This is a genomic window from Bradyrhizobium sp. 956_D2_N1_4, from assembly GCF_052076025.1.
GTDB lineage: Bacteria > Pseudomonadota > Alphaproteobacteria > Rhizobiales > Xanthobacteraceae > Bradyrhizobium > Bradyrhizobium barranii.
Window position 1 is genome coordinate 4,495,991 of sequence record NZ_CP197237.1, and the last position, 15,073, is coordinate 4,511,063.

The window sequence follows — 15,073 nt, forward strand, 5'->3', positions numbered from 1 at the left end:
GAACTCTGACCTCATATTCGGTGTCATCACCCGCCTTGTGCGCACTGCGCACTGGGGCGGGTGATCCAGTACGCCGCGGCTTCTCGGCTCAAGCCGTGACGCCTGCGTTTACTGGATGCCCCGCCTTCGCGGGGCATGACGGCGACAGCGAAATCTAAAGCGAGGACCCATGATGACCGCGCACCGCAAATCCAATGGCGACACCGCCGCCACCTTCGTTCGCCGCCACATCGGCCCGTCGGCGCGCGACGTCACCGCAATGCTGGAGGCCGTCGGCGCCAAGAGCGTGGACGCCCTGATGGCGGAGACGCTGCCGGCCTCGATCCGGCAGACCGCCCCGCTCGACCTCGGCAAGCCCTTGAGCGAGACCGAGGCGATCGCGCACATGGCCGAGCTCGCGCGAGAGAACCAGGTCTTCACCTCGCTGATCGGCCAGGGCTATTCCGGCACGGTTTTGCCCGCGGTGATCCAGCGCAACATTTTGGAGAACCCGGCCTGGTACACGGCCTACACGCCCTACCAGCCCGAGATCAGCCAGGGCCGGCTGGAGGCGCTGCTCAACTTCCAGACCATGATCTGCGACCTCACCGGGCTCGACGTCGCCAACGCCTCGCTGCTCGACGAGGCGACCGCCGCGGCCGAAGCCATGGCGCTCGCCGAGCGCCACTCGCGGGTCGAAGCAAAAGCCTTCTTCGTCGACAAGGACGTGCATCCGCAGACGCTGGCGGTGATGCGCACCCGCGCCGAGCCGCTGGGCTGGACCCTGATCGTCGGTGATCCCCTCGCCGATCTCGACAAGGCCGACGTGGTCGGCGCGCTGCTGCAATATCCGGGCTCCTCGGGCGCCGTGCGCGACCTCAGGCCCGCGATCGCGACGTTGAAGGCCAAGGGCGCGCTCGCGATCGTTGCCGCCGATCTCTTGGCACTGACGCTGCTCGCCTCGCCCGGCGAGTTGGGCGCCGACATCGCGATCGGCTCGGCGCAGCGCTTCGGTGTGCCGATGGGTTATGGCGGGCCGCACGCGGCCTATATGGCGGTGCGCGATGCACTGAAGCGCTCGCTGCCCGGCCGCATCGTCGGCCTCTCCGTGGACTCGCGCGGGATGCCGGCCTATCGCCTCGCGCTGCAGACCCGCGAGCAGCACATCCGCCGCGAGAAGGCGACCTCCAACATCTGCACCGCGCAGGTGCTGCTCGCCGTGATCGCCTCGATGTACGCGGTCTATCACGGCCCCGAGGGTCTCTCGCAGATCGCGCGCAACGTGCATCGCCGCGCCGCCGTGCTCGCAGCGGGCTTGCGCAAGCTCGGCTTTGCGCCGCAGTCGGATAGCTTCTTCGACACGCTCAGCGTGGACGCCGGTGCCAAGCGCGCCGAGATCGTCGCGCGCGCGGCTGCCGAGAAGATCAACCTGAGCGTCGGTGAGACGGCGTTGCGCATCGCGCTCGACGAGACCACAACGCCGGCAACCGTCGAAGCGGTCTGGCGCGCATTCGGCGGCACGCTCACCTATGCCGAGATCGACGCCACCACGCGCGAGGCGCTGCCGGAGTCGCTCAAGCGCACCACCGCCTTCCTCACCCATCCCGTGTTCCACGCGCATCGCTCGGAAACCGAGATGCTGCGCTACATGCGCAAGCTCAGCGATCGCGACCTCGCGCTCGACCGCGCCATGATCCCGCTCGGCTCCTGCACGATGAAGCTGAACGCGACGACCGAGATGATGCCGCTGACCTGGCCGGAGTTCGGCAGCCTGCACCCGTTCGCCCCGCGCGAGCAGGCCAAGGGTTACCACGCACTGTTCGCGCGGCTGGAAAAATGGCTGTGCGATATCACCGGCTATGACGCGATCTCGCTGCAGCCGAATTCGGGCGCGCAAGGAGAGTATGCCGGGCTGCTCGCGATCCGCGGCTATCATGCCGCGCGCGGCGAGACGCACCGAAAAATCTGCCTGATCCCCTCCTCCGCCCACGGCACCAACCCGGCTTCGGCCGCGATGGTCGGCATGGACGTGGTGGTGGTCGCCTGCGAAAAGAACGGCGACGTCGACGTCAACGATCTCCGCGCCAAGGCCGAGAAGCATTCGGCCGATCTCGCCGCGGTCATGATCACCTATCCCTCGACACATGGCGTGTTCGAGGAGCACATCCGCGAGATCTGCGACATCGTGCACGGCCATGGCGGCCAGGTCTATCTGGACGGCGCCAACCTCAACGCGCAGGTCGGCCTGTCGCGGCCCGGCGATTACGGCGCCGACGTCAGCCATCTCAACCTGCACAAGACTTTCTGCATCCCGCATGGCGGCGGCGGCCCCGGTATGGGCCCGATCGGCGTGAAGGCGCATCTCGCGCCGTTCCTGCCCGGTCATCCGGCGACGCAAGCCGAAGCACCGGTCGGCCCGGTCTCGGCCGCGCCGTTCGGCTCGGCGTCGATCCTGACCATCTCCTACATCTACATTCTGATGATGGGCGGTGACGGCCTGAAGCGCGCCACCGAGATCGCGATCCTCAACGCCAACTACATTGCCGCGCGCCTCGATGCGCACTTCCCGGTGCTCTACAAGAACGCGAAGGGCCGCGTCGCACATGAGTGCATCGTCGACCCGCGCGCGCTGAAGACGACGTCGGGCGTCACCGTGGACGACATCGCAAAACGCCTGATCGATTACGGCTTCCATGCCCCGACCATGAGTTTTCCGGTGCCGGGGACGCTGATGATCGAGCCGACCGAGTCGGAATCGAAGGCGGAGCTGGACCGGTTCTGCGACGCCATGATCGCGATCCGGAAGGAGATCGCCGAGGTCGAGGCCGGCCGCTTCAAGATCGAGGCTTCGCCTTTGCGTCACGCCCCGCACACCGTGCACGACATCGCGGACGACGATTGGAATCGCGCCTACACCCGCGCCGAGGGCTGCTTTCCCGACGGCGTCTCGCGCACCGACAAATACTGGTGCCCGGTCGGTCGCGTCGACAACGTCTATGGCGACCGCAACCTGGTGTGCTCGTGCCCGCCGGTGAGCGATTACGCGGAAGCGGCGGAGTAAGGGATCGTAGCTTCGTAGGGTGGGCAAAGCGACTTGTCCGCCGTAGCTCGAAGAGCGAAGGCGGAAGCGTGCCCACCACCTTTATGCGCGTTGGAATATGGTGGGCACGGCGCTTGCGCGCCTTTGCCCACCCTACGTCCCCGAACGCGTATCAAGGGTGCAACGAGCGAACGGTTCTGTCGGTCCCAACGCCACAGCCGTTCGTTGGTCAGAAGCGTTCCGCCCCACCAGCGTCTGATCGGGGTTTGACGGCGGAAATCCTCCCGGCCTTCAAGGACCGCTTCCCCAAATTCGGTGAGCGATAGCCGGCTTCGGCGAAAGGCGGCGTTGCGGCCTCGCGCGGGGCCAGCGTCGCGAGTTTCGGATCGAGACCCGTGATCACCGGCATTGGGCCGGACCCAAGCCCTTCGAGCAGCGGGCCCAATTCCCATTGATCGAACACGCGCGTTTGCAGCGGACCGTCCGGTTGAAACAGCTCCTTGGTACGGTTGTGCCCCCGCGCAATCAGGTCGAGAAGCCGCGCTTCCGTCGTACCTAGTCCGGTGATTGGTGATGGCAGTTCTGCCAGCAATTGTTCCATCGCAGGCTTCAGGAAGGGCAGCCTGGGGAAATCCCTGCCGAGCAATCCGAAACAGAGCTCCGGCGTTGGCGCCCGGTAGGCTTCCCAGGCCATGTTGGCGATCTCGAAGTCGCAGTCCGCGACCTCCAATTCCCGCACCATACGATCGCGAAGCTCTGTGCCGTCCGCTCCGCGCAGATCGAAATTGACACGTCGCAATCTCAGACGATCGGTGATCGATGGATGGGACCGCAAATAATCGAGGATCCAGATCAGTTGCAACTGACTATTGGGCTCAGGGTCGAACCACAGCTCGATGAGATCGACGCCATAGGTCTCGCAAAACCAAATCAGGCCTGTCTCTTTGTGCGCGAGACCGGTCTGAGGCAACCGGCCAACAAGATCGGACCAACGCACCTCCGGATCGCCTCTGACATAGCCTCCCGTCAGGTATTGCTCGAGGTGATGCGAGGTAGGCAGTGGCCCCGAAACGAAGCGAAAGATGAACGGCACGACCATGTCGGCGCGATCCGCATGGGCAAGACCGACGCCGGACGAACTGGTCAGGATCACGCGTTTCATCGCGAACGCCCCACAAAACGAAACGGGCACTGACGACGTCGGCAACTCAACGTCCTCAGCGCCCGCTCCTCGCGAAAGTTCTTCGCGTTAGGCCTTACTCGTCCGCCGGCTCCTCGCCGTCGGCGTCACGCTCCGGTGCACCGGCGAGAATCTGCTCGGCGATCAGGCCGGAGTTCTGGCGGATCGAGGTCTCGATCTTGGCGGTGATGTCGGGGTTGGCTTTCAAAAACGCTTTCGAGTTCTCGCGGCCCTGGCCGAGGCGCTGGCTGTCATAGGAGAACCAGGCGCCGGACTTTTCGACGATGCCGGCCTTGACGCCGAGATCGAGGATCTCGCCCATCTTGGAGACGCCCTCGCCGTACATGATGTCGAATTCGACCTGCTTGAAGGGCGGCGCCAGCTTGTTCTTCACCACCTTGACGCGCGTCGTGTTGCCAACCACTTCGTCCCGCTCCTTGATCGCGCCGATGCGGCGGATGTCGAGACGGACGGAGGCATAGAATTTCAGCGCGTTGCCGCCGGTCGTGGTTTCCGGCGAGCCGTACATCACACCGATCTTCATGCGGATCTGGTTGATGAAGATCACCATGGTGTTGGATTTGTTGATGGAGGCCGTCAGCTTGCGCAGCGCCTGGCTCATCAGACGGGCCTGGAGACCCGGCAGCGCGTCGCCCATCTCGCCCTCGAGCTCGGCCTTCGGCACCAGAGCCGCGACCGAATCGACCACCAGCACGTCTACCGCACCCGAGCGCACCAGCGTGTCGCAGATTTCCAGCGCCTGCTCGCCCGTGTCCGGCTGCGAAATCAGGAGCTCGTCGATGTTGACGCCCAGCTTGCGCGCATAGACCGGGTCGAGCGCGTGCTCGGCGTCGATGAAGGCGCAGATTCCGCCCTTCTTCTGCGCTTCCGCCACCGTGTGCAGCGCCAGCGTGGTCTTGCCCGAGGATTCCGGCCCGTAGATTTCCACGACGCGCCCCTTCGGCAGACCACCGATCCCGAGCGCAATGTCGAGCCCGAGGGAACCCGAGGACACCGCCTCGACATCCATCGACCGGTCGTTCTTGCCGAGCTTCATCACCGAGCCCTTGCCGAACTGGCGCTCGATCTGGGAGAGCGCGGCGGCCAGAGCTTTACTCTTGTCCATGGAAGATCCTTCGACGATACGCAGGGCAGTGTTGGACATTGGGTCGTGCTCCTTATGGCGAGGATTCGCTAGAGGGACAAACGATTGGCGGGGCGGGCCGGCGATAAAAGTAATGTACCCTATTTGTTCCAAGTTCGCAATATGTTCTTTCGCGGATTTTGGTACTGGCCTGTTTCCGGCGACATTGCCCTGGTTTGAAATGACACGTGGCCTGTTTTGTTCTGGGCCAACCATAAGGTGTATTCACGGGCGGAACACGCCGTCATATATTACCGAAATTTCCCGGGTCTGGCACAATCTGCATAGACGCTCGTTCCGATTGAGCGCAGGGTTCCCTCTCAATCGGGGGGTGACACCATGACCGAGCGACTTATTCAGACAGGTATTGTCACCGTAGGCACCGTGAACGCTGGCCTAATCGTCTGGCTGATCCTGATGATTTGAGGCCGCCTCAGTTGGCGGCCTCTTTTCCATCCAGCTTCTCATCGATGTAGGCCCGCGCTCCCTTTGAGGCCGCTCTAGTGGGAGCCATTCCTGCGAAGCGATCTCCTTGCCCGATCCTGGGATAAACAATCCATTCCCATTTTTCTTCGGTGAGTGGCCGGCCATAAAGCCGCCGTCCGGTGCGGTCCTATAGTGGCCCTACTTCGCATCTGCGAGTGGCCGGCATCTAACCGGCGGGTTTTTCTTTGTCCTCGTGCGGCTGCTCGCCACGGTTTTCGGCAGTCTGCTCCGGATCCCCGGGCTTCTTCCCGGCCATGTTCCCAGGATTGAAATGGTACTTGCCGTCCGGATTCTCGCCGGGCTGCTTCTCATTTGGATTTTTATTGTTGTCGTCGGCCATAAGGCTGTTCCTTTAGAGGGAGGAACAACATGCAACAGGGCGGGCAATCCCTTAGTTCCTACCAGTGGCCTACTTTGCAATCCCGAGTGGCCTATTTCGGCAGTACCCGGATGCTGGCCTGGTTTCCGAGCGCGGTGGCCTAGTTTGATTTTCGCGGTGGCCCGATTTGGATTTGAAGAACGGACCGCAAACGAATGTGTTCCGCTAAGCGAACATGAGGTGTAGAGTTCCGTAGAACTTCTGTGCCCCTTGAAAGTTTTAAGCAGAGCGAACTTTGTGACAGGAGGAAGTCATGAAGCGCTTCCGATTCAAACCGGATAGAGTGCTTGGAGAGCGGCTCATCAAGGAAGCCAGACTAGCGCGAGAAAAGGCAGAACAATTGCAGGCGGCCCCAGAGCAAGAGGCTCTTTTGAAGAAGGCCCACGAATCCGATGTCGCCGCCCGCATTGAGGAATGGTTGAAATCATCCGGCTTGCAGCCGCCGAAGTAAGCCCGTCGCGTTGACTCCGCTGGTTCTCGAAACAGCGGGCCAGCGGGCCATGCAAGATCATCTGGTTCAACTTGAGAAGCTGCGGAAGGACGCGGCGGAGTGCGCTCTCATCCGCGACCGACGCCGCTAAGCGCGAACTATTCGACCGCCTCGCAAGTCATCTCACAGTCCTGGCCGACCAAGTTGAAATGGCGATGCTCGAACGGAAGACCGGTTAAGGCCGCCTCAGTTGGCGGCTTCTTTGCCAGCTTCCCGGCGAAGCTTTCGCAAAAGGATTTCGATGTAGCCTTCCAAGTCAGCCACGCTGTCAGCCGACAATCCCTCCGGGAAAAACGCGCAAGCTCGCCATTCATAGAACCACGGAAAAGAAGTGCCCTAATCCGCCTCTGCGCGTGTGAAACGATCTCGTCTCCTGCCCGTATCTATTGGCCTGGGGGATTTCAATGCCCAGTTCGACGCAGCGCCGCCACGCATCCATTTGAGCTTGGTCGCGTTGTGCCGTTGAACCTTCTCGTCATCCATTCGGACTGATCAATATCCGGGATTTTGCTAATCCCTCTCGGGGCTGGAACGCCGCCGCCTGCGCTTCATTTCAAGCGGGCGGCGTTTTCATTTCATTTGTGGCCTGATCTCCACTGAGCGGCGCCGACAGTTTCACACGACTGTCATGGCACGTTCCTAGCATTGTCATGCGACGGGGGTCCGGCGCGCGGCTCTCCGTCCAACCTCGGCCTAGACCACCAGATGGGCGGAGAGCTCGCCGACCTCCTGAACCATGGCGGCACGCCCGGGTTGGTTCGGCATGTATCGCATCCGGTATTTTTGCACCTTCCTCGCCGTGACCGGAATCGGCTTCGTATTTCCGGTCACGCAAACCCGCTTTGTAGGCGGATGAAGCAAGGCCGCCTCAGTAGGCGGCCTGACGGGAACGACTCGAACCAAGGGATTGAGATTCCGGTCTGTGGCGCGACACTCTCGCGCCATCCACCCGGAACGGTCCATCGTACAATGCGCGCGTTGGCGATGGGCCGGGTCTCGTGAGGCCGCCTCGGTTGGCGGCCTCTTTCGTTTCGTGAAGTCTTCCTTCCGCCAAGGAAGCCCCTCCGTACCGACTGGTTGATCCCGATAGATCATCTTGAAGATGCTGGCCGCCGGATCCATGCCGCGCCCGTTCTTTCTGCTTTGGCGACACGCCCAGCTCAATAACATGGCGCTTAGTTGCGGCGGAGCGTGCTGTCCGCATTTGAGCCGTTGTGTCCCAAGTTGAATTCGTCAGTGTCCTAATTCGTAAAAGTTCCGAATGGCGGGACAAATTGAGGACTCGCTAATCCCCTGATCCGAGCGCACACTTTCACCATCACCGCCCGGATCGTGGCTACCATCGGTGACGAGAACGCTCCATCACAGCGCTCCCGCCCCCTCGAACAGGGAGCAGCGCCTTGCAAAGACGGCAACGCATCAGACAATCCGTATCTCTTCAGGACAGGCTGCGGGTCTTCGCTGACGATATCCGTACCCGGGCGGCAGAGCTTTCGCCAGGCGTTCTGAAGGATGATATGCTGAGGAAAGCCCGTCAGGCTGACACTGCATGTCACCTCGAAGAGTGGGTCAATTCCTCGGGTTTGCAGGCACCGAAGTAAGCTGAGCATCATGGCTCAGTATTTTTTCGACCTCAGGTCGGATGGCATCTTCTCGCAGGACAAAGATGGCGTCGAACTGCTGGACGCCGAGGCGGCACACGATATGGCGCTCGGCGCACTTGTCGATGCCGCCCGCGATGCGGTCATGGAAGGTTCAACGGGCCAGCATTTCGCGGTGGAAGTTCGTAACAGAACTGGCCGTGTTCTCGAAGTCACGGCCATTTTCAATTCCAGGATTTTCAGCAAGCAATGATAACGCCGCCTCAGTGGCGGCCTCTTTCACTTGAAGACGTCGTCTTCGCAATCAGCCGAAAGCTCGCGTCAAAGGCCGGTAATCTGGCTAGACAGGCGAATAGTCCTTCGGCAATCCCGTAACAAGTACTGCCCCCACGACGTTCTTTCTTCGAGACAATACTGATTCTCAGAAGTTCGCGGTAGGTGGTGGCCCGATCCCCGCTGCGGCGTCCCGCAACGTGACATAAAACCTTGGCACAGGTTGTGCACACTCATCATCACCGGGGTTTTGCATCCACCTCTCCGGGGCTGGAAAGCCGCCGCCCGCGCGACATTTAAGCGGGCGGCGTTTTTATTGATGTCGCAATCTGACAGCCCCGCTGTCCTAATTAGGACAGCACCCGGATTTGGTGCTGGCTTGTTTCCGAGCGCGGTGGCCTGGTTTGAAATTCACCGTGGCTTGATTTGAAAAGTTCACTTTGGAACTGAAGGTGGCCCGTCTGCATATTAAGTTCGCTGGAACTCAAACCCTGCGGTTAGGACCCGTAAAGACGAGGTTGTGTCATGAAGCAGCGCCGTCGTTTCACGCAGACCGTGTCACTGGAAGAACGACTTGCCGGAGAAGCGAAACGCCTCCGCGAACAAGCTAAAGCCCTCCCTCACGGTCCTCAACGAGAGGACCTCCTCCGCAAAGCCAGACAGGCTGAGACCGGCTCGCACATGAGCGAGTGGCTGAGATCGCCGGGGCTTCAACCGCCCAAGCCAGCCTAGAAGCAGACGCGCCTGAGGTATCGCGTTGCCGGCACAGATCCGGTTTCTGTCCCGGCGTGGTCATTCGCGTTGGCGGCATCAACGCTTGAGGATGAAGGTTTTCCCAATTCCTGCGGCTGGCCCGATGAACCTTGGCACGGGACGTGCAGACAAAACGATATCGGGATTTTACAATTTCCCTCCCGGGGCTGGAAAGCCGCCGTCCGCGCTTCATTTAAGCGGACGGCGTTCTTGCTTCTGAAGCCCAACAAGCAGCCTGTCCTGACTTGATGTTCCGAGTGTCCCAATTGGGACAGCACCCGGGTTTGGGCGTGGTCTGTTTCCGACCTCACTGTCCGATTTTGAAACGAGCCTTTGAAACGAGCCGTGGCCGGATTTGAAGTCGTTCAATTGTCGCGAGGTGAGACAGCACGTCGCGGCAGGACGCAGTCACCCTCCACCTGTCACCGAGCGGCCCTTGGCAATCTACCGGTGATTGAAAACGCCATCACGCTCGCGCCTCGCTTCCCTCTCGGAAAGAAGCAACTCGGCAGAGCTTCGCGAAATCCTCCAAGAGCTCCGCAAGAAACTGAACCAACGCCGGCTCGATTGGCCGCCCCCGTCTTGATCCGTCACCGCGTTGGCGCGGCTGCTGCGGCGACAGAAAGCGAGGGGAACCAGAACACTCTTTCACCAAGGCGGACAAGCGGCCGCTTCGAAACGTCGCGGCCTGCGGGAACAAAGTTCATGCGAATGGACGATGACCGCATCGAGATCGTCTCCCTAGCATTCACGCGCCTCGTTCACTCGCTTCGATTCAAGATGCTCTGCGAACAGGCTCAAACCGAAGAAGGGTCTGCCACTTCCAGCCACGACCGCTTCGATCAACGAGGTACGATGAATGGATCAATTGTACGCCGAGCGGTTCGATAGCTCCCAGAGTTCGGAACACCGCCCATTCATTTCGGTGGCAATACCCACCTTCCGCCGACCGGAGATGGTGCGCCGTGCGATTCAAAGCGTGCTGCAGCAGGAGCACGCCGACTGGGAAATGGTGATCAGCGACGACGAAGGTCCGGAAGGCGCGACTTGGAGCATCCTGTCCGAGCACGCGCGGAGCGACCCGCGCATTCGCGTTATCGAGAACCACCGCGGCCGCGGCCAGGTTGAGAATACCAACAACGCGATGCTCGCATGTCGCGGCGACTGGATCAAAGTGCTGCACGACGACGACTGGCTCACGCCAGGATCGCTTGCGACTTTTGCGGAATTGGCGAGGACGTACCCCGCCGCTGCGTTCATGACCTCCACATCTCATCTCGTTCAGGACAGCGGCATAAGGTACCGGCGAGGACGCCAGGTTTATCTGTATTCGGGCCAGCAGTGCCTGGCGGATCTCTATCTGGCGGGCAAGACCCGATTGCTTGGGATTGTCCCGTCGACCCTGCTGATCAACGGCAAGGTCATCCGGGCCGGTTGCCTGATGCGAAACTACAAGTCGATCAGTTGGGGCGTGGACCAACTGTTCTTTCTCGATCTCGCCTGCCAGGGCGACATGGTGGCGATCGACGACGGTCTTGTGTTCTACGACACGACCAACCACGCGAGCATCACGGCATTGGGATCGTTCCCTCAGATTGACCAGGAGACCATCGAACTCAAGCACCTCGCCTGGAGCCTTCTGGAGGATAAGCGCGGACTTCCCGATCCTGAAACGATGGTGCGTGCATTGCGGGTTGCCCGGCTGCGCACACGGATCCGTCAGCAGCCCCTGAGCGCAACGATCCGCGATGCGCTTCAAATCTTGCGCCCCTCGGTTTTGAAGGCGGCCAATTTGGCGATCCGAGCCTGGGCGCGCGCACCGGGTGCGATTGCAACCTTACCGGGGATCGCTCATTGCACGGATTTCTTGTGAGCTCATTCGGCAGTCCCGGTGTCAGAGTTGCCACAGCTGCGTTTGAGACACCGAGATAGGTGACCGAAAATCAGTCCCTCCCAAAGCCGCTCCCGTCTCCCGATCCGGAGCGCACCGAGGAAGCCGGACGGGAGTATGCCGCGGCCCATCGGTCGCGGGAATTTTTGGCAATACGGCGGACTTGACTGCCGTGCACCCGCGAAGACATCGGGCGCAGCTGTTTCGATGATCGCCAGGCCCTTGCGCTCTCGGTCGGAGATCATCCAACCGATGCCACCCATCCGAATGAAAAAATCTGCCCTGCGAGGGTGCCGGTCAGGCAATACGCACGTCTCCGTGGTCTGCCAATCGAAGACGATAAGGAAACCGTGCCGGCCTCGAGATGCATTTGCGCATGCGAATGCGGGGCAGGAAAATTTGGCAATTATGTGCTGAAACGAACAGAGGCGCGGTGAGGGTCGACTAAACTCGGATTCGCTTGGTCTTTGCCAAGGGCCAAGCATCCCCAAGCGGCCCCGGCCTTCACCCCTATCAAGCCCCACCGGCCGGGGCCGTCTTCAGGGACGAGCCTGTTTCCTGGCGTGGTGGCCTTTGATTTCGGGAGTGACGCGATTTGTGGCGCAGAACACAACCTGACGACGAATAGCTGTGGTAGGATGCGAGGCATTGCAACGCCAAGGGTCGTCAGCGCCCCGCGTGGGAACCGTATTAGGGTTGAGCTGTTGACCTGTTTCATAGATGGGCTCAATTATGATCGACGCTGCTAAATGCGAGGAACTCGCAAATCATTACAAGGTCCTCTCTCAATCGTCCGGGGTTTCGGCGGACAGGGCCTTCCTGTTGAAGAACATCGCCCGGAGCCTCACTGGCGTGGCTAGCCAATTGGACAGGCTTGCCGCCCTGACGAGAGACGAAGCAAGGGTCACGCCGCCACAGATGTAGGCGGACGCAAGGCGGATCGAGACCGTCCGTAAAGACAGCTATGATTGACCTGGTTCAACGGCGCTCGGCGTCCAGGTCTACGATTGCCCAACCTGCAAGCGGCGGTCCTGGCATTCTCGCCGGCCAACGGGACGCCAACCACGCCCGGGGATTGGGACAGTACCCGGATTCCAGCCGCCGAAATAATTAGGAACGGTCCTCCCAAGGCGGGGTTGGCGGCGATACTCTCTCTGAGAGGCGGCGCCATGGTCCGGTACTTTTTCGATATCCGAGACGACACCGGCCTCTATGCCGACGATGAGGGACTGGAGTTTCGAACCCAGCGCGAAGCAGAGATCGAGGCGACGCAGACATTGAGCGGCCTTGCGCGCGACTTGGCGGGACACGAGGATCGAACAGACGTTGCGATCGAAGTCCGCACCGACGCCGGGCGGGTGTTCCAAGCCGCCCTCATCTTCGAGCCGCCGACAACGAAGCAATAGGCCGCCACGGCTCGCCACATTGGGCGTGCACGTCGCGACGGACCGAGGCCGCCTGATCGGTCCATTCCGCGGAGCGCTCGCCCCGCCTCATCTGCGATCTACCTCACTTTGCCCCATCTCGGTCCGCCGCAAGGACGGCGGCTCGTCGTCATGCCTCTGATCGAACTTGAATGTAGCGCTACAATATGTAACGCTCACATCGGTAGCGCTACTTTGCGTACCGTTCGAACAACCTCGGGAGGCACGATGAAGGCAATCCTCAAGATCGCTCTGGCGCTGTCTGTCCTCGCCGGTTCGGTGCCGGCGCAAGCCCAGATATCGAATGCCGCGACGGCATCGGGCGCCCCGAAGGTCGGCGCAAAGGTGACGAGGAAGTCTCAGTTGCACGACGGCTGCCACAGCCGGCATGCCCAGATGATTGGCAAGCCCTGTCGTTAGAAGCCCTGCCGCTAGAAGCCCTGCCGCTAGCGGGCAAGCGATTCAAAGATCAAGTGATTCAAAGATGATGAGAGGCCGCCTCGGTTGGCGGCCTTTTTGATTTTTGCCGATCCTCCGCATTCGTCACCCTTCGACTGAAGATGACGCGCATCAAAGACGCAGCCGCCGTGCGCCGTCATAATTCCGCAATCCTGCGGCATCGAACCTTTCTGCGATGCCCGGCTTTCTTCGAGATCGGATCGCAACGACGGGGACCAGGAACATGACGGAAGACGCGCACCCCAATGCTGTCAGGCGCAATCACCTCCTGGCGGCGGCGCACGAGGAAATGGTGAAATTCGAGCGGAAGGAAAACGAGTTTCGCAAGAAGGACCGCGAAGCGCGCGCCGCCGAACTCCGCCTTCCCCTGGGTGAGATCAAGGTCCACTGAGCCTGCCGACGGGCTTCCGATCTGACCAAGGCTGCGCCGCGATGGGCGGCTAGCCGTCGTACCGGCCGTCGGGAATGCGCGTCGCAGAATTGGGCCGGCAGAGCCAGCCCCTGTTCATGTCGAGGATCCGGCATTGCGCTCGGGGTGCGCCCCGGAGCCATTGCGTGGCATTTAAGGTATCTAATACCACAACTAAGCCATTGATCGCACAACGAAATCGCCCGACCCCCTACTGTGCATGGGGTTGTTTTCCATGTTTTGAAAGGGCGCGGCGGCGTCCTGGGTGCCCACCCAGGATCGAAGCGCCTGCTTTAGCCCGGTCCGGCCTTGGCTGCCGTCCGCCGGTACGCCTTACAGCAGCGCCAGCAGCACGAGGCCGATCACCAGCACGACGAAGCCAGCCGCCGTCGCGGCGGCGAATGACCGCTCTACGTTATCCATGATGCCACCCCGCTGCCGGCGCACCACGTTTCCCCCATGGCGTCGCCGACGATACGAAATCTCGCCGAGGGGTGTGGCTCCAGTGGTGCGATCGGGTGGCCAAATTGGGACGCGTGCGGGGCCAGTCTGCGGCCTCCCGACGCGGATTTCGGTGCCGGCCGTCAGGCACCCGTAAGCCTGGTCTCCTAGTCTGGCTCTGCCCGGTGGACCAACACCGGGCCTCCATACACAGTCGAGGACCCCGCTCTGCCCCGAGCGGGGTTTTCTGTTTGCGGGCGCGGAGGCGCGGCAGGTTGAAAGCCGATCTGCCGGCCCTGTCAGGCTGTCGTAAGCTCAACCGGCTAGGGTCGTCGGGCTACGGTGTTGCAGCCCAGCACCTCAGCCTCCAATAACCTTTCACCCGCTTGGCTCTCCCCAAGCGGTTTTTTTTCATGCTTGCCGGCCGCCTCACCGAGCCCTCTCCTCTTGCGTCAGCCGCAGCGAGAAGGCGCGGATCGCAGGCGCCGCGAGCAGCACGATCGGCAGCATCGCGGCCCACGCGATCAGCCACGACACCATCCAGTGCGCGAGGAAGACCGTCGCGCCAGAAGCGGGAAAGCTGGCGATGCCCGCCGCGATCAGCGAGGTCAGGCCGGACTGGATGACACCGAAGACGAAATGAGAGTAGCGGCGGGGAATGCCGAGCATGACGCGCCCATGTTGTTTGCCGTCATGAGGCCAAGCAAGGCATATGCCGCAGCACGCATGGAGTGGACTTCGACGCACACCGCCGGCGTCGGATCAGTGCCGCGAATCGGACAGCGGCGCGCGCCGCCTCGCTTCAGTGCAATCGGGCCGCGACGATAGTCCTTCGAAACGCCAGAACGTGACGACGCTGGTCTCGCCGCACTCTTCGCAGACGAGCTTCTCGTCACCGAGCATGAAACGCGCGCGCTTGAAGCTCGATGAGGACGCGGGATGCCGGCAATGGGGACAGGTCAGCGAGAAATTCCGTGCACCCCAGCGCAGCACAAGATGTCTCAGCCAGCTCACACCTTCCCCTTCGTGACATCGCGTTCGAACCGTCGTTCACAAGCAGAGCATAGATATATGACACGCAAAAGTGGAAAAGTATCGACCACACCTGTTCGCTTTGAATGGCG

Annotated in this window: 12 protein-coding genes; 7 read left to right on the forward strand and 5 right to left on the reverse strand. The window is 61.5% G+C overall.

Translation table 11 applies throughout. The annotated features are described in order from the left end of the window. Window positions 1-172: 172 nt before the first annotated feature. A complete protein-coding gene (gene gcvP / locus AB7535_RS21405) occupies window positions 173-3,040 on the forward strand; it encodes an aminomethyl-transferring glycine dehydrogenase (RefSeq protein ID WP_085404371.1) in 2,868 nt (955 codons plus the stop codon). A 208-nt stretch (window positions 3,041-3,248) separates the two neighbouring features. Here the strand turns inward: gcvP and AB7535_RS21410 are convergent, their stop codons facing one another. From AB7535_RS21410 to AB7535_RS21420, 3 genes are all read right to left on the reverse strand, one after another. After that, window positions 3,249-4,181 carry a hypothetical protein gene (locus AB7535_RS21410; protein WP_245344238.1) on the reverse strand — a complete coding sequence of 311 codons (933 nt, stop codon included), beginning with the start codon at window positions 4,179-4,181 and terminating at the stop codon, window positions 3,249-3,251. A 94-nt stretch (window positions 4,182-4,275) separates the two neighbouring features. Then, entirely contained in the window at window positions 4,276-5,364 is a 1,089-nt protein-coding gene (gene recA, locus AB7535_RS21415) for a recombinase RecA (protein ID WP_085404279.1), read from the reverse strand. Window positions 5,365-5,995: 631 nt separating this feature from the next. Beyond that, the gene (locus AB7535_RS21420) at window positions 5,996-6,169 is read right to left on the reverse strand and encodes a hypothetical protein (protein WP_166091088.1); all 174 of its coding nucleotides are present in this window, start codon (window positions 6,167-6,169) and stop codon (window positions 5,996-5,998) included. A 292-nt stretch (window positions 6,170-6,461) separates the two neighbouring features. On the opposite strand from AB7535_RS21420, the gene AB7535_RS21425 reads away from it, so the two are divergent. The 6 genes from AB7535_RS21425 (at window position 6,462) to AB7535_RS21450 (ending at window position 13,490) form a co-directional block, all read left to right on the forward strand. Next, window positions 6,462-6,659, forward strand: coding sequence for a hypothetical protein (locus AB7535_RS21425; protein WP_063982347.1), 198 nt, complete (start codon window positions 6,462-6,464; stop codon window positions 6,657-6,659). Between the two features lie 1,650 nt (window positions 6,660-8,309). Next, window positions 8,310-8,552: a DUF6894 family protein gene (locus tag AB7535_RS21430; RefSeq protein WP_085404277.1), complete on the forward strand. Its 243-nt coding sequence runs from the start codon at window positions 8,310-8,312 to the stop codon at window positions 8,550-8,552. Between the two features lie 1,632 nt (window positions 8,553-10,184). Beyond that, window positions 10,185-11,198, forward strand: coding sequence for a glycosyltransferase family 2 protein (locus tag AB7535_RS21435; RefSeq protein ID WP_085404276.1), 1,014 nt, complete (start codon window positions 10,185-10,187; stop codon window positions 11,196-11,198). Between the two features lie 1,187 nt (window positions 11,199-12,385). Next, the gene (locus AB7535_RS21440) at window positions 12,386-12,622 is read left to right on the forward strand and encodes a DUF6894 family protein (protein WP_063986255.1); all 237 of its coding nucleotides are present in this window, start codon (window positions 12,386-12,388) and stop codon (window positions 12,620-12,622) included. 246 nt (window positions 12,623-12,868) lie between these two features. Next, entirely contained in the window at window positions 12,869-13,060 is a 192-nt protein-coding gene (locus tag AB7535_RS21445) for a hypothetical protein (RefSeq protein ID WP_085404274.1), read from the forward strand. 262 nt (window positions 13,061-13,322) lie between these two features. Beyond that, window positions 13,323-13,490, forward strand: coding sequence for a hypothetical protein (locus AB7535_RS21450; protein WP_439036811.1), 168 nt, complete (start codon window positions 13,323-13,325; stop codon window positions 13,488-13,490). A gap of 888 nt (window positions 13,491-14,378) precedes the next feature. Here the strand turns inward: AB7535_RS21450 and AB7535_RS21455 are convergent. After that, window positions 14,379-14,618 carry a DUF2798 domain-containing protein gene (locus AB7535_RS21455; RefSeq protein WP_085404273.1) on the reverse strand — a complete coding sequence of 80 codons (240 nt, stop codon included), beginning with the start codon at window positions 14,616-14,618 and terminating at the stop codon, window positions 14,379-14,381. A 93-nt stretch (window positions 14,619-14,711) separates the two neighbouring features. Next, window positions 14,712-14,963, reverse strand: coding sequence for a hypothetical protein (locus tag AB7535_RS21460; protein ID WP_148312138.1), 252 nt, complete (start codon window positions 14,961-14,963; stop codon window positions 14,712-14,714). Window positions 14,964-15,073 lie beyond the last annotated feature (110 nt).

Bases quoted from the DNA above. Each gene is read 5' to 3' on its own strand.
- AB7535_RS21420 (WP_166091088.1), bottom strand. From the start codon at position 6,169: ATGGCCGACGACAACAATAAAAATCCAAATGAGAAGCAGCCCGGCGAG.
- AB7535_RS21455 (WP_085404273.1), bottom strand. From the start codon at position 14,618: ATGCTCGGCATTCCCCGCCGCTACTCTCATTTCGTCTTCGGTGTCATC.
- AB7535_RS21440 (WP_063986255.1), top strand. From the start codon at position 12,386: ATGGTCCGGTACTTTTTCGATATCCGAGACGACACCGGCCTCTATGCC.
- AB7535_RS21450 (WP_439036811.1), top strand. From the start codon at position 13,323: ATGACGGAAGACGCGCACCCCAATGCTGTCAGGCGCAATCACCTCCTG.
- AB7535_RS21445 (WP_085404274.1), top strand. From the start codon at position 12,869: ATGAAGGCAATCCTCAAGATCGCTCTGGCGCTGTCTGTCCTCGCCGGT.
- AB7535_RS21435 (WP_085404276.1), top strand. From the start codon at position 10,185: ATGGATCAATTGTACGCCGAGCGGTTCGATAGCTCCCAGAGTTCGGAA.
- recA (WP_085404279.1), bottom strand. From the start codon at position 5,364: ATGTCCAACACTGCCCTGCGTATCGTCGAAGGATCTTCCATGGACAAG.
- AB7535_RS21430 (WP_085404277.1), top strand. From the start codon at position 8,310: ATGGCTCAGTATTTTTTCGACCTCAGGTCGGATGGCATCTTCTCGCAG.
- AB7535_RS21425 (WP_063982347.1), top strand. From the start codon at position 6,462: ATGAAGCGCTTCCGATTCAAACCGGATAGAGTGCTTGGAGAGCGGCTC.
- gcvP (WP_085404371.1), top strand. From the start codon at position 173: ATGACCGCGCACCGCAAATCCAATGGCGACACCGCCGCCACCTTCGTT.
- AB7535_RS21410 (WP_245344238.1), bottom strand. From the start codon at position 4,181: ATGAAACGCGTGATCCTGACCAGTTCGTCCGGCGTCGGTCTTGCCCAT.